9 protein-coding genes are annotated in these 20688 nt (G+C 69.5%); 7 read left to right on the forward strand and 2 right to left on the reverse strand.

Features of this window, described 5'->3' with window-relative positions:
* The first annotated feature begins 7 nt into the window (after positions 1-7).
* From secD to ACFVM3_RS19285, 7 genes are all read left to right on the forward strand, one after another.
* Complete coding sequence (gene secD, locus ACFVM3_RS19255; protein WP_378440335.1) at positions 8-1705, forward strand: protein translocase subunit SecD; 1698 nt, start codon at positions 8-10, stop codon at positions 1703-1705.
* 56 nt (positions 1706-1761) lie between these two features.
* The gene (gene secF / locus ACFVM3_RS19260) at positions 1762-2901 is read left to right on the forward strand and encodes a protein translocase subunit SecF (protein ID WP_378440401.1); all 1140 of its coding nucleotides are present in this window, start codon (positions 1762-1764) and stop codon (positions 2899-2901) included.
* Between the two features lie 107 nt (positions 2902-3008).
* A complete protein-coding gene (locus ACFVM3_RS19265; protein ID WP_378440336.1) occupies positions 3009-3527 on the forward strand; it encodes an adenine phosphoribosyltransferase in 519 nt (172 codons plus the stop codon).
* Positions 3528-3605: 78 nt separating this feature from the next.
* Positions 3606-5936 (forward strand): bifunctional (p)ppGpp synthetase/guanosine-3',5'-bis(diphosphate) 3'-pyrophosphohydrolase, encoded by a 2331-nt coding sequence (locus ACFVM3_RS19270; protein ID WP_126734608.1) that lies wholly within the window; start codon positions 3606-3608, stop codon positions 5934-5936.
* Between the two features lie 30 nt (positions 5937-5966).
* Positions 5967-6746 carry an enoyl-CoA hydratase/isomerase family protein gene (locus tag ACFVM3_RS19275; RefSeq protein ID WP_378440338.1) on the forward strand — a complete coding sequence of 260 codons (780 nt, stop codon included), beginning with the start codon at positions 5967-5969 and terminating at the stop codon, positions 6744-6746.
* Between the two features lie 516 nt (positions 6747-7262).
* Positions 7263-8522 (forward strand): MFS transporter, encoded by a 1260-nt coding sequence (locus tag ACFVM3_RS19280; protein WP_378440340.1) that lies wholly within the window; start codon positions 7263-7265, stop codon positions 8520-8522.
* A complete protein-coding gene (locus ACFVM3_RS19285) occupies positions 8522-18892 on the forward strand; it encodes an amino acid adenylation domain-containing protein (RefSeq protein WP_378440342.1) in 10371 nt (3456 codons plus the stop codon). Before ACFVM3_RS19280 ends, ACFVM3_RS19285 begins: the two co-directional genes overlap by 1 nt.
* On the opposite strand, the gene ACFVM3_RS19290 is transcribed toward ACFVM3_RS19285, so the two are convergent.
* Together ACFVM3_RS19290 and ACFVM3_RS19295 are read right to left on the reverse strand one after the other, a co-directional pair.
* Entirely contained in the window at positions 18889-19674 is a 786-nt protein-coding gene (locus tag ACFVM3_RS19290) for an aminotransferase class IV family protein (RefSeq protein WP_378440344.1), read from the reverse strand. The genes ACFVM3_RS19285 and ACFVM3_RS19290 overlap by 4 nt on opposite strands.
* A 1-nt stretch (position 19675) precedes the next feature.
* Positions 19676-20533: a peptidylprolyl isomerase gene (locus ACFVM3_RS19295; protein ID WP_378440345.1), complete on the reverse strand. Its 858-nt coding sequence runs from the start codon at positions 20531-20533 to the stop codon at positions 19676-19678.
* Between the last annotated feature and the right edge of the window lie 155 nt (positions 20534-20688).

Genomic DNA, 20688 nt, shown 5'->3' on the forward strand with positions numbered 1-20688 from the left:
AAGCACAGTGGCCGCACCGGCCGGGCATCTCCGCCCGGGACGCTATCTCGCCTTCTTCGCCCTGATCGTGGTGGCGCTGTACGCCCTGGTGTTCTTCACCGGTAGCGGCAAGCCGACGCCGAAGCTCGGCATCGATCTGCAAGGCGGCACGAGGGTCACCCTGACCGCCCGAAACCCCGACGGCGGCGACCCTCCGCGAGAGTCCCTCGAACAGGCCCGCTCGATCATCGAGCGCCGGGTCAACGGTATCGGCGTCAGCGGCACCGAGGTCGTCCTCGACGGCAGCAACGTCGTCATCACCGTCCCCGGTGAGCAGGGCGACCAGGCCAAGACCCTGGGCAAGACCGCGAAGCTGGGCTTCCGGAAGGTCGTGACGTCGCAGCCGGTGACCCCGGTTCCGCAGCCTTCGGCCCCGCCCGCTTCGGGCACGCCGTCGTCCGCGCCGCCGTCCTCGCCCGGCGCGAGCGCCCCGCCGAGCAGCCCGGCCAACGGTGGCGGTGGCGCCGCCGGCGCGCCGCAGCAGCAGCCGGACGAGAACGCGGACGAGAAGACGAAGAGGGAGATCGAGGAGGCCCGGAACCTCCGGCAGAACCCCGATCTGCTGTCGACGGACCAGGCGAAGCAGGCCGCGGCGGCCGAGAAGGCCTTCGCCGCGCTCAACTGCGACCCCAAGATCGCGGACCCGCTGGTCGGCAACGACCTCACCGACAAGCCGCTCGTCGCCTGCGGTGACAAGAACACCATGAAGTACCTGCTGGAGCCGGAGTTCCTGCCCGGAACCGAGATCTCCGACGCGTCCTCGGGCTACGACACCCAGAACTCCCAGTGGGTCGTCAACCTGAACTTCAAGGGTGACGGATCCCGGATCTGGGGCGACTTCACCTCGAAGAACGTCCAGAAGCAGGCCGCGTTCGTCCTCGACACGCAGGTCGTCTCCGCGCCGACCATCCAGTCCGCGATCCTCGGTGGCCAGACCCAGATCACCGGCCGGTTCAGCCAGACCGAGGCGAAGGACCTGGCGGATGTGCTGAAGTACGGCTCGCTGCCGCTGTCGTTCGAGTCCTCGGACGCGACGACGGTGTCCGCGACGCTGGGTCTCGCGTCGCTGCAGGCGGGCCTCATCGCCGGTGGTATCGGCCTGCTGGCCGTGTTCATCTACTGCATGTTCTATTACCGGTTGCTCGGCCTGCTGACGATCCTGTCGCTCGGTTTGTCGTTCACCATCGTGTACGGGGTCCTGGTGCTGCTGGGGCGGTGGATCGGGTACACCCTCGACCTCGCCGGCGTGGCGGGCCTGATCATCGCGATCGGTATCACCGCGGACTCGTTCGTCATCTACTTCGAACGGTTGAAGGACGAGATCCGCGAAGGCAGAACGTTCCGGTCCGCGGTGCCTCGCGGCTGGTCCCGTGCTCAGCGCACGATTCTCGCGGCGGACGCGGTCAGCTTCCTCGCCGCGGCGGTCCTCTACCTGCTGGCCGTCGGTGACGTGAAGGGCTTCGCGTTCACCCTCGGCATGTCGACGGTGCTCGACCTCGTCGTGGTCTACCTCGTGACGCATCCGCTGGTCGCGATGGTCTCCCGGTCGAAGTCGAAGTTCCTGTCCAACCCCAAGAATCTCGGCCTCGGCGCCGTGCAGCAGCTGGGCTCGGAGCGCAAGGCGGCCCGTCCCGCCACCGGTCGCCCGAACGTCAAGGAGGCGTGACCGTGGTCGACGAGAAGAACACCACCGAGAACAAACGCGAGAGCGTCTTCCACCGGATGTATGTGGGCAGCGGCGTCTTCAACGTCGTCGGTGTCCGCAAGCGCTGGTACCTCTTCTTCGGCGCGCTGGTGCTGGTGTGCATCGCGTCGATGGGGGTCAAGGGCTTCAACTTCGGCATCGACTTCGAAGGCGGCACCCAGATCCAGCTGCCCGCCAACGGCAAGAGCGGGCAGATCACCGAAGAACGGGCCAAGGAAGTCTTCGCCGACGCGCTGGGCAAGCCCGCCGACGAGGCGCAGAAGGTCGGCAGCGGCGTCTCGTCGACCATCCAGCTCCGCTCGGACACCCTGGACGCGGCCGAGGTCGCCAAGGTGAAGCAGGCGCTGTTCCAGGAACTGGGCCCGATCGGGACGTCCGGCCAGCCCAGTGTCCAGGCGATCAGTGACAGCGCGGTGAGCGCGTCCTGGGGCGGGGAGATCTCCCGGCAGGCGCTGATCGCGCTCGGGGTCTTCCTGCTGGCCGTCACGCTGTTCCTGGCGTTGTACTTCGACCCCCGGATGGCGGCCGCGGCACTGGTCACCCTGCTGAACGACATCGTGGTGACGGCGGGTGTGTACTCGCTGATCGGTTTCGAGGTCACGCCGGCGACGGTGATCGGTCTGCTGACGATCCTCGGGTTCTCGCTGTACGACACGGTGGTGGTGTTCGACAAGGTCCGTGAGAACACGCGCGGACTGCTCGGCCTCACCCGCCGGACCTACGGGGAAGCGGCGAACCTGGCGTTGAACCAGACGCTGATGCGTTCGTTCAACACGTCCTTGATCGCGGCGCTGCCGATCCTCGGGCTGCTGGTGATCGGCTACCTCCTGCTCGGTTCCGGCACCCTGCAGGAGCTCGCGCTGGTGCAGCTCACCGGTACCGTGGTCGGTGTGCTGTCGTCGGTCGCGCTGGCGACCCCGCTGCTGGTCGACTTCAAGATGCGCGATCCGAAGTACCGTCAGCAGGCCGATCGGGTCGCTTCGCGGCGTGCGAACCAGGCCCGCAAGGCCGCCGAGAACGACGACTTCGACCCGAACGACGAGGACGCCTTGGCCGCCGAACTCCGCAAGGAGAGGGCGTACGCCGCCGCGGCGAGCGTCCCCGCCCGGAACCAGAAGGCCCACAAGGGCCGTCCCTCGGGCAAGCGCAAGAGGTAGTCCCGGCCGTCAAACGCTAGGAAAGGTCCTTTCATTGCAAATTTTGCAATGAAAGGACCTTTCCTAGCGTTCAGGGACCGGAAGCACGACTGGAGAGCAGGAAGTACATGGAGCTGGACAAGGCACTCGACCTCATCGCCGACGTGCCGGACTTCCCGGAACCCGGCGTGCTGTTCCGGGACCTGAGCCCGTTGTTCGCCGACGCGGCGGGCTTCAGGGCCGTCACCGACGCGCTGGCCGCCACCGTCGATCCCGACGTCGATCTGCTGGCGGGCGTGGAAGCACGCGGATTCCTGCTGGCCGCCGCGGTCGGCTATGCCAGGGGGCTCGGTGTCGCGCTGATCCGCAAGCCCGGCAAGCTGCCCCGTGTCGCGGGCCGGGTCGATTACACGCTGGAGTACGGCACGGCGACCGTCGAACTCCCCGAAGGCGTCGTCGAGCCAGGCCAGCGTGTCGCGGTCCTCGACGACGTGCTCGCGACCGGTGGCACCGTCGCGGCGACCTGCAAACTGCTGGAAGACGCGAAGGCGCAGGTCACCGGGGTTTCGGTGGTCATGGAACTCGGCGCGCTCGGGGGTCGTTCCGTGCTTGAAGGGCGTCGTGTGGAGGCCCTCCGGGTGTGTTGAGCGGGCGTACCAAGTGTGCCGCGAGGGGGAGCGGTTACTCTTGTTGTCCGAAGGCCGCACGAAGCGCAGGAGGTGCGGGTGAGCCAAGAGCTCGATGCCGCGGTGTCCTCGAAGGACGGCACCGAGCAGAACGGTGCGGCGCGACAGGGGGCAGCGCCGACGCCGTCCGCGACACGCCGTGTGCGCGCCCGTCTCGCCCGCCGGATCACCGCGCAGCGCGCCGCGCCGGTCAAGCAGGTTCTCGAACCGCTCGCCGTCATCCACCGCGAACTGCATCCCAACGCGGATCTCGCGCAGCTCCAGCGCGCCTACGACGTCGCCGAAGAGCTCCACCGGGAGCAGCGGCGCAAGTCCGGCGACCCGTACATCACGCATCCGCTCGCGGTCGCGACCATCCTCGCCGAGCTCGGCATGGACACCACGACGCTGGTCGCGGCCCTGCTACACGACACCGTCGAAGACACCGGCTACTCGCTGGAGAGCCTGAAGGCCGACTTCGGTGAGAAGGTCGGCGAACTCGTCGACGGCGTCACCAAACTGGACAAGGTCAAGCTCGGCACGGCGGCCGAGGCCGAGACCATTCGCAAGATGGTCATCGCGATGGCACGCGACCCGCGTGTGCTGGTCATCAAGCTGGCCGACCGGCTGCACAACATGCGCACGATGCGCTTCCTGCCGCCGGAGAAGCAGGCCCGCAAGGCGCGCGAGACCCTGGAGGTCCTCGCCCCGCTGGCGCACCGGCTCGGCATGGCGACGGTCAAATGGGAGCTGGAGGACCTGGCGTTCGCCATCCTTCAGCCGAAGAAGTACGACGAGATCGTCCGCCTGGTCGCCGATCGCGCGCCTTCGCGTGACACGTACCTGCGCTCGGTGATCACCGAGCTGACCAGCAACCTCGAAGGCTCGCGGATCACCGCCAAGGTCGAGGGCAGGCCGAAGCACTACTACTCGATCCACCAGAAGATGATCGTCCGCGGCCGCGATCTCGACGACATCCACGACCTGGTCGGCGTGCGGATCCTGGTCGAGGACGTCCGTGACTGCTACGCCGCGATGGGCGTCGTCCACGCGCTGTGGCAGCCGGTCCCCGGCCGGTTCAAGGACTACATCGCGCAGCCCCGGTTCGGTGTGTACCAGTCGTTGCACACCACGGTGATCGGGCCGGACGGCAAACCGCTGGAAGTCCAGATCCGGACCTACGAGATGCACCGCACCGCCGAGTACGGCATCGCCGCGCACTGGCGGTACAAGGAGACCAAGGGCACCCACAACGGGAACGCCATGGACGTCGACGAGATGGCGTGGATGCGCCAGCTCCTCGACTGGCAGCGTGAAGCGGCGGATCCGGGGGACTTCCTCGAGTCACTGCGATACGAACTCGCCTCGCGCGAGATCTTCGTGTTCACGCCCAAGGGTGACGTGATCACGCTGCCGGTCGATTCGACGCCGGTCGACTTCGCCTACGCCGTGCACACGGAGGTCGGGCACCGCTGCATCGGTGCCCGCGTCAACGGCAGGCTCGTCGCGCTCGAGCGCAAGCTGGAGAACGGCGAGGTCATCGAGATCTTCACCTCGAAGGCCGAGACTGCCGGGCCGAGCCGCGACTGGCTGCAGTTCGCCGGCTCGCCCAAGGCCCGCGCGAAGATCCGGCAGTGGTTCGCCAAGGAACGCCGCGACGAGGCGATCGAAGGCGGCAAGGAGGCCATCACCAAGGAGGTCCGCAAGGTCGGTCTCCCGATCCAGCGGCTGGTCTCCGCGGAGTCGATGGGCGCGGTCGCCACCGAACTACGGCATCCGGACATCAGTTCGCTGTACGCGGCCGTCGGCGAGGGCCACACCAGCGCGAAGCACGTCGTGCAGCGGCTGGTCGCGCTCATCGGCGGAGTCGACGAGGCGGAGGAAGAGCTCGCCGAACGCGCGACACCGTCCACGGTCACCCGCCGCCGCGGCTCGAACGATGTCGGTGTCGTGGTGAAGGGCGCCAGCGACATCTGGGCGAAGCTCGCCCGCTGCTGCACGCCGGTGCCCGGAGACGAGATCCTCGGCTTCGTCACCCGCGGTGGCGGTGTCAGCGTGCACCGGACCGACTGCACCAACGCCGACGACCTGCGGGCCCAGCCCGAGCGGCTCGTCGAGGTCGAGTGGGCGCCGTCGGCGTCCTCGGTGTTCCTCGTCGCGATCCAGGTCGAGGCGCTGGACCGGCATCGCCTGCTCTCGGACGTCACGAAGGTGCTCGCGGACGAGAAGGTCAACATCCTGTCCGCGTCGGTCACGACGTCACGCGACCGGGTCGCGGTCAGCCGGTTCTCGTTCGAGATGGGCGATCCGAAGCACCTCGGACACGTGCTGAAGGTGGTTCGAGGCGTCGAAGGTGTTTACGACGTGTATCGGGTCACTTCGGCTTCGTGATCTTCGGTGGGTCCGGGCTAAAGTCCGGGGATGACTGACGGGTTCGAGTTCACTCGCGACGGCGAGATCGCGCGGCTGACGTTCACCAGGCCGGAGAAGATGAACGCGATCACCTATGGGATGTGGTCGGCGATCCCGGACGTGGTGGCGCGGGTGGAGGCGGATCCGGCGATCAAGGTCCTCGTGCTGACCGGCGCGGGCGCGCACTTCTCGGCGGGCGCGGACATCAGCGAGTTCCAGGAGTTGCGGTCCACCGCCGACGCGGCCGAGACCTACGACAAGGCGGTCGAGGGGGCGGTGGCGGCGTTGACGGCGTCGCGGAAGCCGACCGTCGCGATGATCCAGGGCAACTGTATCGGCGGCGGATGCCAGATCTCGGTCGCGTGCGATTTCCGCTTCGCCGCGGAGGGCTCGCGCTTCGGCATCACGCCAGCGAAGCTCGGGATCGTCTATCACTTCGACTCGACCCGGCAGCTGGTCTCGCTGATCGGCCCGGCGCACGCGAAGTACTTCCTGCTCTCGGGCGAGCTCGTCGACGCGCGCCGGGCGCGGGAGATCGGGCTGCTGAACGACGTCGTCCCGGTCGATGAGCTGGAGACCGCGACCGGGAAGTTCGTCGAGACGCTGGCGTCGCGTTCGCAGGCATCGGTGCGCGGGATGAACCGGATCATCGAGAAGATCGTGGCGGGACAGCGGGAATCCGACGCCGAGGTCGACGAGATCCGGCTCGGGGCACTGCACGGCGAGGACTACGCCGAGGGAGTGGCCGCGTTCCTGGCGCGGCGTCCGCCGAAGTTCACCTACCGCTGAGGTCCTCGGGGCGCCGCGTCGGCTCACGACGGCCACGGGCCTTTCGCGCGGCGTGAACATTTCCTCTGGTCCTGTGCGACTTGACTTCTGGGTAGCCGATCGGTCACTGATCGGCGAATGAGCGCCCGTTCGGCGGGAAGCAGGCAAGGCAAACGGCATAATCACGGGTTCCGATGGAGTAATTCCCGGTGTCGCGCCGGCTTTGGTTTTACTCGGCGTGTTCGATGGAATTCGAGCAGTTCGGACGCGGATTCCGCTGTTGACGAGGTGAATCCGGGCCGTTAGTCTCGCCGGGATGACAAAACTGGGGAAGTAAGCGGTCGGCGTGTCTTGACGCGTCTCTGTGGGAAAACGCTATTTCTTTTCTGTCCATGGCCGAATTTTCGGCTTCGGTGATCGTTTTTCAAGAGCGACCCTGTCTTTTTCCGGTAATGAGTTCGTGAGCGGCACCGATTCACGTACCGGCACGACCACCGCTCGCGGTCGGCCGGCGCCGGAAAGCGACCAGGGGATTCGATGCACGTTCGTCACGGCCGGAAAACCGGTACCGGGGATGCCGCGCTGGTGGCGTTTCTCGTGGCGTATTCGGTGTCGTCGTTCGGGACCTTTCTCAATCTGATCGCGCTGGCCTTGTTCACGCTGGAAGTGACCGGCGGGCCACTCGGCCTCGGCGCGGTGATGGCGGTACGCGTCGGTTCCGGTTTCCTGTTCGGGATGCCGGCGGGACGGCTCGCCGCGCGGTACGAGCGACGACGGCTGATGGTCGTCGCGGATCTCGCGCAGGCGGCGGCGATGGTCGTGCTAGGCGTCGCCGGGCAGGCGGTGGGCCTGGGAGGGCTGCTCGTGGCCGCCGCCGTACTGGGCGCGGGCAACACGGTGTTCTCGGTGTCACTGCGGACGAGTGTGCCCGCGATGGTGGGACAGGACCGCCGGGTACGGACGAACGGACGACTGGTCGCGGGGCGGTCGCTGGGGACGGTGCTGGGCTACGCGGCGGCGCCCATCGTGGTCATGGCGGGCGGATTCGAGGCCGCGTTCCTGATCAACGCCGCGTCGTTCCTGGTGTCCGCGGCGGTGTTGTGGTTGCTTCCCCTGAACACCAACGGTTCCGGCGGCGAGAGAACGGCCGTGCCGAACGGCGGGCCCCGGACGCGGCTGACGGCAGGACTGTCGTCGGCCGTCCTCGGGCTGGTGCTCATCCGAGGCTCCGACGCCTTCGGTTCGGCCTCGCACAACGTGGCCTTGCCGGTACACGCCGGCGCGGAGTGGCCGGGTGCGCCGTACGCCTTCATGAGCTGGTTCTGGACGGCTTGGGCCGTCGGCGCCATCGCGGTGCAGTGGGTTTGCCGCCGGACGGACCACGGCAGGATGGCGTGGCTCGGCGATCGCGCGTTCGCGGCCGGGACCGTGCTGATGTCGGTGGCGTTCGTGGTCGCGTTCACCGGCTTGCCGATCCCGGTGCTGGTGGGGGTCGTGTTCGTCGCGGGCCTTGCCGACGGACTCACCGAGGTCGCGTATCTGAGCAGGCTGCAGGCCGCGCCGGAAGCGGAACGCGCGCGGTTGTTCGGCCTGTCGGCCACCGCGGAGACGGCCGGTTTCGCCGCCGGGATGGCCACCTGCGGGCTGCTGCTCGAGGTCGCGCCTCCGCCGGTCGTCGTCGCGGTCTACCACGCCCTCCCGGTCCTCGTGGTCGGGATCGTCGTGCTGCGCCTTCGGAGCCGCCGGGCCGTCGGCGTGTCGTCAGGGGTAACGAAAGCAGCGAAGAGAGGATCGTGATGGGGGAAGCGCTGGTTCACGGGGAACCGCTCGAACTGGGGACGGGCGAGCGGGTGGATCTCGCCAAGGCGTTGCGGAACGCCGCGGCCGACGCCCCCGGTCGAGCGGTGGTGACGCTGGACGCGGAAGGCAAGCCGAAACGCTGTCCCTACCCGGAACTCCTGGCCAGGGCGAGCGCGGTGCGGGCCCGGCTGCGGGACCTCGGAGTCGGCCGCGGAGATCCGGTGATCCTGTCCGGTCTGCCGCTCACCGAGTTCTTCCCGTCCTTCTGGGGCTGTGTCCTCGGTGGTGCGCTGCCGGTGCCGATGGCGGGCGCGGCGGAGGACGACGCGTCGCGGCGGCGGCTGAAGCACGTGGCCGAGCTGCTGCGTGATCCCGTCGTACTCGTCGGCGGCGCGGGGCCGGGCTTGTCCGGTTTGCGGCTCGCGCGGGTGTCGACGGAGCCGATGAGCGCACTGCCCGAACTCGGCCTTCACACACCGGCGCCGGATGATCCGGCGCTGGTGATGCTGTCCTCCGGCAGTACCGGCGCCGCCAAGGCGATCCCGCTGACGCATCGCGGCCTGATGGAGTTCGCGGCCGGGTCCCGCGAGGTGCTCGGCCTGCGGCCGGACGACACCACGCTGAACTGGCTTCCGGTGGACCACAGCGGCGCCTTGCTTCTCTACCACGTGCTCGAGGTCTACGCCGGTGTGACGAACGTGCACGTGCCGACCGAGCTGGTACTGGGCAGGCCGAGCCGCTGGCTGGATCTGCTCGCCGAGTACCGGGTCGCGCACAGCTGGTCGCCGACGTTCGGGTTCGCGCAGGTCGCCGCCGAGTTGGCCGAGGACACCCGAGACCGGGAGCTGTCCTCGGTCCGCACACTGGTTTGCGGCGGCGAGCAGATCCAGCTGCCGGTGATGACGCGCTTTCTCGAACGGACCGCCCGGTTCGGCATCGAGGAGAGCCGCATCAGGCCGGTGTGGGGGATGACGGAGACGGTCACCGCGATCACCTTCGGCAGTCTCGGTACGCCGGACAGCGTGCACCGGGTGCTGAAGTCGAGCCTCGACGGCGAACTGCGCGAAGCCCCCGATTCCGCGGAAGAGCACGAGTGCAGCACGTTCGTGGCGGTCGGTTCCCCCGCGCCAGGGGCGAGCGTGCGGGTGGTGGACGACCGGGGTGAACTGCTGCGCGAGCGTGAGATCGGCAGGCTGCAGGTGCGCTCCGCACGGGTCACCCCCGGATACCTGCACGCCGAAGAGGCGAACCGCGCCGCGTTCCCCGCACCGGGCTGGCTGGACACCGGTGATCTCGCGTTCCTGGCGGACGGGCAGGTGGTGCTCACCGGCCGGGTCAAGGATCTGATCATCCTCAATGGACAGAACCATTTCTGCCACGAGATCGAGGAAGTCGTGTGCGCGGCGGGCGGCGCCCAGGCAGGCGAGGTGGCCGCGGTCGGCCTGCCCAACGCCGAGTCCGGTACCGAGGACCTGGTCATCCTGATGGTGGCGCGCACGGCCGGATTCGACGCGGTCGCGAAGGCGGTGCGGGAGGCGGTGTTCGGCCGATTGCGGCTGACCGTGGCGAACGTGGTTCCGGTCGCACCTGATGAGTTCCCGCGGACCGGCGGGGGCAAGGTTCAGCGCGCCGAACTGCGGCGACGGCTGCTCGCCGGGGAACTCGGGCGGGCGGGCACCGTCGACGTCCGCGCCACGGTCCTCGCGGCGGTCCGGGAGGTGCTCGGCCAGGACGTCGATCCGCGCACGCCGTTCTACGAGGCGGGGATGACCTCGGTGACCGTGGTCAAGCTGACCACCACCCTGACCGCGCTGCTCGGCCGGGAGGTGCGGCCGACCCTGGCGTTCGAGTACCCGACCCCCGCCCTGCTCGCGGATCACCTGTCGGGACCGGGCCGGGTGAAGGAGACCGGCGTGGTGGCCGCCCCCACGCACGAGGACCGGATCGCGATCATCGGTGTCGCGGTGCGATTGCCAGGGGCGACGGACCTTGACGGCTTCTGGGCCGACCTGCGCGACGGCGTATCCCGGGTGCGGACCTTCGACGGCGGGGAACGGGGGGTGGTCCCGGTCGCCGGCGCGCTCGACGACGTCGACTCGTTCGACGCGGACTTTTTCGGGATGAGCTCCCACGAAGCGGCCTTGACCGACCCCGCGCACCGCCTGTTCCTGGAGTGCTGTCACGAGGCGCTCGAACTCGGCGGTTACGCGGCGGCGGACGCGGGGACCAGGATCGGTGTGTTCGCCGGAACAGGTATGCAGCTGTACGGCCACCAACGACGCGCCACTCGGGACACGCGTCCCCCCGTCGCGGACGAGTTGGCCGCGATGCAGGCGGCGATGGGATCGGAACCCGATTTCCTGGCCGGCCGAGTGGCGCACCGGCTGGGGCTCTCCGGACCCGCGGTCGGGGTGCAGACGGCGTGTTCGACCGGATTGGTCGCGGTGCACCTGGCCGGGCAGGCGCTGCTCACCGGGGACGCCGACCTGGCCTTGGCCGGGGCCGCGGCCGTCCATCTCCCGCAGGATTCGGGCTACCGGCCGTACCCCGGCGGCATCCTTTCGCCGACCGGCGCGTGCCGGGCGTTCGACGCCGGGGCGGACGGCACGGTCGGCGGCAACGGGGTGATCGCGGTGCTGCTGAAACGGCTCGACCGGGCGATCGCCGACCGCGACACCGTGCACGCGGTGATCCTGGGTTCGGCGGTGAACAACGACGCGGGCCGCACGGCGGGGTTCGCGACGCCGAGCGTGTCCGGGCAGGCCGAGGTCATCCGGCTGGCACTGGCGCGCGCCCGGGTGGCGGCGTCGTCCGTCACCTACGTCGAGGCACACGGCACCGGCACCGCGCTGGGCGACCCGGTCGAGTTCGAGGCGCTCAGCCAAGCCTACGCGGAGGACGGCCACACCGGGTTCTGCACGCTGGGCTCCGTCAAGCCCGGCATCGGCCATCTGGACACCTGCGCCGGTCTCGCCGGCCTGGTCAAAACGGTGCTGATGCTGAAGCATGGAGAACTCGTGCCGACACTCAACCTGAACCGGCCCAACCCGGAACTCCGGCTGACGGGCAGCCCGTTCGTGCTGGCGACGGAACACACGCCGTGGATCACCGACGGGCCGCGGCGGGCCGGGGTCAGCGCGCTGGGCGTCGGTGGCACGAACGTCCACGTGATCCTGGAAGAGGCCCCGGTGCCCACGCCGGCACCGGCGGCGCGGGGACCGGTGCTGCTGCCCGTGTCGGCCGCCGACGCCGAGGGACTGTCCGCGCTCACCGGCGCACTCCGGGATCATCTGCGCGCGCGCCCCGATCTGCGGGCGCAGGACGTGGCGGCGAGTATGGCGCTCGGCAGGCCGCATCGGTCGCACCGGCTCGCCGTGGTCGGGAGCGACACCGCAGGACTGGCTGCCGCGCTCGGCACGATCAGCGAGGAATCCGTTGCCCCACAACAATTCGGCACGCTCGCGTTCGCCTTTTCCGGACAGGGCTCGGCGTATCGGGGGATGGCCGCGCGGCTTCGGGACGCGTTCCCCGTCTTCCGCGAGGCGCTGGACGAGTTGCTGGGCCTTGCCGAGGAGGCCGGGATCACCGGTGTGTCCGAGGCCCTGTTCGGCACGCCGGATCCGGCCGCCGCACTGTCCACTGTGGAGGGACAGCCCGCGTTGTTCTGCCATCAGGTCGCGCTGGCGCGACTTTGGCGGTCGTGGGGCGTCCAGCCGGATTTCGTGGTCGGGCACAGTTTGGGGGAGTATGCGGCGCTCGCCGTGGCCGGCGGGATCGACGTGGCCGACGGCCTGCGGCTGACCTGCTTGCGCGGCAGGCTGATGCAGGGGACCGAGGCGGGCGGCATGATCGCGGTCCGTGTCTCGCCGGAGCGGGGCGGGCGGCTCGCCGCCGCGACCGGGACCGAGGTCGCGGTGGTCAACGGAGACCAGTCCTGCGTGCTGTCCGGGCCGTCGGCGGCGATCGCGGCCGCGGAGACCCTGTGCGACCGGGAAAACCTCTCCTGGCAAAGGCTTCCGGTGGACCGGGCCTTCCATTCGGCGCTGCTCGAACCCGTTCTCGACGAATTCGAACGCGCGGCCGAAGCGGTGCGGTTCGGCCCGGTGCGGATGCCGTTCGCGAGCAACCTTGGCGGGGTGATCCCGGCCGGTGCCTCGGTCGACGCGCGCTACCTGCGAAGGCAGATCCGTGAGACGGCGCGTTTCGACGAGTCGCTGCGAGCGCTCGAACGCGTGGAGTGCGGGGGCTACCTGGAGATCGGCCCGCGTGAGGTACTCGGCTCGTTGGGACGCGCCGCCCTCCCGCACCGGTACTGGCAGCCGTCCGTGGGCTCCCCGCCCGACGATGAGTGCGCCTCGGTGCTGCGCGCGGCCGCCGCGCTGTACCGGCGCGGCGCGGACCTGGATTGGGCGGAGCTGGCGCCCACCGGCCGCCGCGTCCCGTTGCCCGGGTACCCCTACCGGCGGGTCCGCTTCGGGCGGCCGTCGGCGCCCGCCCCGTCCGGCGCCGGGCAGGTGAGTTCGGGGGCGGTCCTCGCCGAGGTCCGGCGGCTCGCCGCCGACCGGCTCGGCGCCGACGACCTGGCCGAAGACATGTCGTTCGTGGCGGGTGGCGCCGATTCGCTCGCCCTGATGGGGCTGGCCCGCGAACTGGAGCGGGCCTTCGGTGTGCGGATCGGCATCCGGGAACTGCTCTCCGAAGCGGGTACTCCGGCGAAAGTGGCCGAGTTGATCGAGCGAAGCGGCGGAACGCCTCCCGCCTCCGGTGAAAGCGAGCCAGAGCCCGGCCCGCCGGCCGAAGACGTGTCTCTTCACGGTTTGATGGACCGGCAGCTGAAACTCGCCGAGACCATGATGCGCCAGATGACCGAGCTGATGCACCGGCAGCTCGACGTGGCCCGCGGGACCCCGGCCACCGTGGCGACCGCGCCCGAGCCGGTCGAGCACCCGGTCCGTCCGGCGGCGATGCCCGTCGTGTCGCCCCCGGAACCGGCGACTCCGGGTACCGGATGCGCGTTCAGCCTCTACTTCTTCGGCGACTATCCCGATCGGGATCAGCAGGACAAGTACCGGCTGATCATGGCCGCCGCGCGTTTCGCCGACGAGCACGATTTCCATGCGCTTTGGTTGCCTGAGCGCCATTTCGACTCGTTCGGCGCGCTGTTCCCGAATCCGTCGGTGCTGGCCGCCGCGCTGGCCGGCCGTACCGAGCGGATCCGGCTGCACGCCGGGTCGGTCGTGCTTCCGCTGCACCACCCCGTCCGGGTCGCCGAAGAATGGTCCGTCGTGGACAACCTGTCTTCGGGCCGCGTCGGACTTTGCGTGGCGAGTGGCTGGCACACCAGGGATTTCGCGCTGGCACCGGAGAACTTCGGCAACCATCGCGATCTGATGTACGAGGGGCTGGACACCGTGCGCCGGCTCTGGGCGGGGGAGGAGATCACCCTCGTCGCGGGCGACGGCGCGCCCGCCGCGGTCCGCCTGCATCCGGCGCCCATCCAGCGGCGCCCGCCGATGTTCGTCGCTGTGGTCGGAAACCCGGACAGTTACCGCCGGGCCGCCGCGGCCGATCTCGGCGTGGTCACCAATCTGATGACCCAGGACGTTTCCGCGCTGGCCGACAACATCGCGCTCTATCGGCGCACGCGCGCGGAACACGGGCTCGATCCGGCCGCGGGACGGGTCGTGGTGCTGGTGCACACCTTCCTCGGCGCGGACCACGAACGCGCGCGGCAGCAGGCGTTCCGGCCGTTCTGCGACTACCTGCGCTCGTCGCTTTCCCTGCTCGGCCAGGTCGGGAACAGCCTGGGGCTCAGCATCGACCTGGACGGCGCGTCCGACGAGGACATCGAGTTCGTGCTCGGCGACGCCTACGAACGCTACTGCGGATCCCGTGCCTTGATCGGCAGTCCCGAGCGATGCGCCCCGGTGGTGGACGCGCTCGTGGCGGCGGGGGCCGACGAGATCGCCGCTTTCGTGGATTTCGGTGTCCCGCCGGACCAGGTGCTCGACGCGCTGCCGCTGCTCGACGGCCTGCGCCGTCGCTACCAGTCGTCCGACCTCGAGCCATCCCCCGCGCAGCGGCGCATCTGGTTCCTGGAAAGGATGTTCCCCGGCACCGGCGCCTACCACGAGCCCAAGGCGATCCGGCTGGACGGACGGCTGGACGACGTGGCGCTGCGGGAGTCGGTGTCGCGCGTGGTTTCGGCGCATCCCGCCTTGCGCACGGTCTTCCACGAGCGGGACGGCGTACCGCGGAAGTCCGTGCTGCTGTCCGTGACCGTCGAATGCCCGCTGATCGACCTGTCCGGGCGCACCGAAGCCGAAGCCCTTGCCGAGATCCGAGCGAGGTTCGCCCGGACCAGGCTCGTGCTCGACACCGGCCCGCTGGTCGCCTTCGCGCTGGTCCGGCTCGCCGAGGACCGCCATCTGTTCTGTCTGGTGGCCCACCACATCGTCTTCGACTCGGCGTCGACCGCGGTGTTCCTGCGTGATCTCGCCGCGCACTACCGCGCTTGGCCTGGCCTGCCCGCGATCCGGACCGGGCCGGGGCCCGAGACCGGAATCCAGATCGAGGATCCCGGCGAGGATCTCGCGTTCTGGCACGACGAACTGACCGGTCTGCCCGAACTCGCGCTGCCCACCGGCCGGCCGCGGCCCCCGGTGCCGTCCCGGCGGGGCGCCGCACTGAGCGATGAACTGGCGGCGGGTCTCGGCGAGCCGCTGCGCGCCGTCGCGGCCGCGTGCGGCAGCACCGTGTTCATGGTGGTGCTCGGCGCGATCGGCGCCGTGCTCGGCCGCTACGGCGGGCAGCACGACTTCGCGGTCGGCACGGTCGTCAGCAGCAGGCCGGACTCCGCCAGGGACGCGATCGGCCTCTTCCTCGACACGGTCCCGGTCCGCCTCGACCTGTCCGGCGACCCCACCTTCACGGAATTGACCCAGCGCGTCAAAGACCGCACCACCCGGGCGTACGAGCATCGGACCGTCCCGTTCGACGAACTGGTCGGCCTGCTGAATCCCGACCGCGCCGCGAACCGCAATCCCCTGTTCGACGTGCTGATCGAGTTCGAAAACGCGGTGGACGAGCCCTTCTCGCCGCCGCTGACGGCCACCGCGCTCGACATGACACGCGACGAGGTCCCGTTCGACCTCGCCTTCTATCTGACTGCGCACGGCGACGGGTTGCGCTGCCTGGTCGAGTACAGCACCGACCTGTTCGACGAAGCGACCATCGCCCGGGCGCTGAATCTGCTGAAACAGGTTCTGCGCCAAGCGATCGCGAAGCCATCGGCACGGCTTTCCGAGCTCACGATGCCGACCAGGGAAGACGTGGTGCTGCTCGACCGGTGGCAGCACGGCGCGCCGGAACGGACGGCGGGATGTCTGCACACCGCGGTCGAGCGGCAGGTCGCCGATACGCCCGACGCCACGGCACTGATCAGCGACGACGGTGAGCTGAGCTACCGCGAGTTGGACCTTCTCGCCGAGTCGATCGGGCGTCTGCTGGTCGGTCTCGGCGTCAGCCGCGGGCAGATCGTGGCGGTCTCCCTGCCACGCGGCCCCCAGCTGATCGCCGCGCTTTACGGCGTGCTCAAAAGCGGCGCGGCGTATCTGCCGCTGGATCCTGGGTTGCCACCGCAACGGTGCCGGTTCATGCTGCGCGACAGCGGTGCGGTGCTCGTGCTGACGACGAAGGCGGTGCTCGTCGCGCAGCCCGCGCTGGGGGAGTTCCCGGTGCGGCTCGCGGAGGAGATCGTGCCGGATCCGAAGGCGCCGGAGTTGCCCGAGGTGCGGCCGGATTGGCCCGCGTACTGCATGTACACCTCGGGATCCACCGGAACCCCGAAGGGTGTCCTCGTCTCGCATCGCGGTCCGGCCAACGTCATCGCCTGGCAAGGTGATCAGCATCCGCCGATGCGCACCCTGCAATGGACGTCGCCGAGTTTCGACATCAGCGTGCAGGAGATCTTCTCCACCTTGGCCTCAGGCGGGACGCTGGTGCTGCTCGACGACGAGCGGCACAAAGACCGCGACGCCGTCGCCGAAGTGATCCGACGGCACCGCGTGGAACGGATCCTGATGCCGTTCACGCCGCTGAAACATCTGGTCGAGCCCGGCCTCGCCGCGCCGTCGTTGCGCCTGATCCTCTGCTGCGGCGAGCCCCTCGTCCTCACCCCGGCACTGCGCCGCTTCCTCGCCGAGCATCCCGATTGCGCGCTGCACAACCAATACGGTCCGACCGAGGCGTCGATCATCGCCACGGATCACCCGGTGGATCCGGACGGCGAACCCCGGCCACCCATCGGGGCCCCGATCGACGGCGTCCGGCTGCTCCTGCTCGACCAAGCCGGACGCCCGGTCCCGCTCGGCGCCGTCGGCGAGATCCACCTCGGCGGGACCGGGCTCGCCGAGGGCTACCTCGGCAGGCCGGAGGAGACCGCCGCGGCCTTCGTCGAAACCGGGCGCGGTGAACGGTGGTATCGCACGGGCGACCTCGGCCGGTGGCGCGGCGACGGAACCGTGGAATTCCTCGGCAGACTCGACGACCAGGTGAAGATCCGCGGCAACCGGGTCGAACCCGGTGAGACACAACGGGTGCTGGCCGGCCTGAGTGAGGTGGGGGACGCGGCCGTCGTCGTCCGCCGGGATCACCGTGGCGAAGCGGAACTCGCCGGTTACGTCGTGTTGGCCGACCCGACCGCACCGGATCCGTGGGCGCGGATCACCGAAGCGCTCGCCGAAGACCTGCCCTCGTACCTCATCCCGACTCGCTGGGTCGCGCTCGACCGGCTGCCGACGACCACCAGTGGCAAGCTGGATCGCTCCGCTCTGCCCGAGCCGTCGTCGACCGCGGGGGACGGGGAAGACGCTCCGCCGTCCACGGACGCCGAGCGTCGCCTGCACGCGCTCTGGTGCGCCGAACTCGGCCTGAGCGAGGTGGCGGTCGATCGGTCCTTCTTCGCCGTGGGTGGGCATTCGCTCGCGGTGGTCAGATTGGCGGGCCGGATCACCGAGGAGTTCGGGATACCGGTCTCGGTCACGGAGTTCTTCCGCGCGCCGACGATCCGCGCGCTGGCCGCGCGGCTGGGCCCGCCCGAACCCGCCGTCACCCGGACCGTGCCGTTGACGTCACTGCAACGCAGGCTCTGGAGACGTCAAGCGGAGAACCCGCGGCCGCAGGTGTACAACGTCGGATATCGCGTGGACCTGCGGGGTGAGCTGGACCCTCGGGCGCTGCACCGCGCTCTCGACCGGCTGGTGGCCAGGCACGACGCTTTGCGCGGTCGTGTCGCGTTGTCCGGTGACAGGCCGCGGATCGAGGTGCTGGCCCCGTTCACGCTCGATCTGCCGGTGGAGCATCTGGGTACCGACGACGCGGTCGGCGCTTGGTGCGGCACAGTCGTCGCGGAACCGTTCGTGCTCACCGAGGCACCGCTGCTGCGTGCCCGGCTCGGCCGGATCGCCGCCGATCGCTGGGTACTGGTGCTCGTCCTGCACCATCTGGTCTGTGACGGCTGGTCCATGAACATCCTGTGGCACGAGCTTTCCGAGCTGTATGCCGCCGAGGTGGGCGCGACGTCCACGCGGCTGCCCGAACCCGAGGGACAACACTCGGACTACGCACGGTGGCAGACGGGGCACGAGCACGCGGCCGACGTCCGCTATTGGCGGAGCGAACTCGCGGACGCCGACCTGCGCTGGCGGCTTCCGTACGACCGGAAACCACCGGCCCGGCTCACCGGGAAGGGTGATCTGCATCAGGTCCACCTCGCCCCTGAACGGCTTCGCCGCCTCGACCGGGTGGCCGCGGCGGCCGGCACGACCCGGTCCGTGCTCCTCGCGAGCGTGTTCTTGCTGTGGGCACGGGAGACCTGTGGCCAGCAGGACCTCGTCCTCGCCGTCTCCAGCGCTCGTCGGACCCGCCGGGAACACGAGCGGACGGTCGGCATGATCGGGGAGGCCGTACCCCTGCGGGTCCGGCTGGGGGAAGCCGCGGAACTGCCCGACGTCATGGCGGCGGTGGCGGAGAAGTTGTTCGCCTCGCTCGATCACCAGGAACTTCCGCTCGACGAGACGATCGCGCTCGCCGGCCAAGACGTAGACCGGTATCCCGCCGTGTTGTTCACCGTGGTCACGACACCACCGGCGGAGCTGAACCTGCCTGGTTTGTCGGCGACGGTGCACGATTCACCGGTGGAGGGCTGCGCCAGAACAGAGCTCTACGTCGTGTTCGCCGAAGACGGCGCCGGGCTGAGGATCACTTTCGAATATTCCACGGATCTGTTCGAAGCGGCCACCATCCGCCGCTTCGCCCAAGACGTCCTGCTGACGCTGGAGCGCTGCTCGGAATGCGTGTCAGGCTAGATCTCGTCCCAGGGGTTGCTTTCGTACGCGTCGGCGAGGATCCGGCCGGTCTCCGGCGCGAACGGCAGCACGACGTCGTCCACCGACGCCACCGGCCGGCCGATCGACTCCGAATTGGTCAGGAACACGGCGTCGAACCCCGGCAGATCGGCAGGGCGGACGTCGCGGATCTCCTGTGGGATCCCGTTGCGCTCGAGGCCGCGACGCACCAGTTGCTGGCTGATGCCGTCGAGCACCGGGGCCTGCGGCCAGACCACCGTGCCGCCGTCGAGGAAGCCGACGTTCCAGATCGACGCCTCGCTGACCCGGCCCTGGTAGTCGACGAACAGCGCGTCGTCGTATCCCGCCAGCTTCGCCTCGCGCGCGTGGTGGAGCAGCCCGAACGTACCGACGTGCTTGACCTCCGGGAGCACCCGTTCGTAGCGCACGGTCCGCAGGCGCAGCGGTGTCATCTCGTGCTGTCGGGGCGGTCCGGTCCGGACGAGGACGTCCGGTGCCGCCGGTGCGCCGGGATCGGCCCAGTCCATCGCCAGGGAGAAGATCAGCACTCGCACGGACAGCGCGTCTTCACCCCGGATGGCCTGCCGTACGTACCCGCGCACCGCCTCGGTGTCGAGGTCGTGGGCGAACATGCGCCGCGTGCTCGTCGCGAGACGGTGAAGATGGATGTCCAGGCCTCGGACCTTGCCGTCGCGGACCTGCATCGCGGTGAAATGGCCATAGCCGAACGCGCCCGCCAGGTCTTCCGACCGGGCGGGCGCGCCGTTGACTTCCAGCTTCACGTCAGGCGTTGACCGTGACGCCGGTGAACTTGACCTCGGTGTTGGGCGGGCCGGTGCCGTCGCCGCTGCCTGCCTGCGCGTTCACGCCAGCCTTGGCGACCTTGTCGAGCACCTTCAGGCCCTCGTCGGAGATGCTGCCGAAGACCGAGTAGTCCGGGGACAGCTCGGCCTCGCCGTAGACCATGAAGAACTGGCTGCCACCGGAGTTCGGCTGCTGCGTCTTCGCCATCGCGAGGATGCCGCGGCCGTACTTGATCTCCTTGAACGCCTCGTCCGGCATGGTGTAGCCCGGGCCGCCCATGCCACTGGCCTCGGGGTCGCCGCACTGCAGCATCTGCAGACCGACGGTGCCGAGCCGGTGGCACTTGGTGTCGTTGAAGTAGCCCTGCTGCGAGAGGCTGATGAAGCTCTGCACGGCGCACGGGGCGAGCGCCCGGTCGAGCGTCAGCGGGATGTCGCCCGCGGTGCTCTTCAGCACGACGTTCACCGTGCCGTTCGAGGAGACGTCCTTGCCTTCCGGCTTGTTCACCTTCTTCGAAGCAGGCTTGGCGGTGTCGTCCTTGTAGTCGCAGGCCACCGGGTTCGCCAGCGGCGTCGGCCGCTTCGGCATCGGAGCGCGCTCCGTGGGGATGGTGACCTCGGGGGTCGGAGGAGCCGAGCTAGGGGAAGCGTCGGAGGCGGCATCGTCACCACTGTTGCTGCTGACGATCCACCACACCGCGCCCGCCACGATGGCGACGACACCGACGACCGCTACCGAGCCGACGATCCTGCGCCGCTTGGCCTGTTCGGCCCGTCGCACGATCTGTCGCTCGAGCTTGCGCTTCGCGGCTTCGCGGCGCTGCTGGTTGGTCGGCACCCGCCCTCCCGGTTTCCACTCGATGTCACACGTCTGAGGTAGCGGGAGTCTATTGGCACAGCCTGTGAGGCCCCCGTACAGGGGCCGCTAGGCTTACTTGATCGTGATCAGGGCCATCCTGTCACCTGTTCGGCGGAAGAACTGAGGAGGCGTTT

It is taken from the genome of Amycolatopsis sp. NPDC057786, from assembly GCF_042797905.1.
Taxonomy (GTDB): domain Bacteria; phylum Actinomycetota; class Actinomycetes; order Mycobacteriales; family Pseudonocardiaceae; genus Amycolatopsis.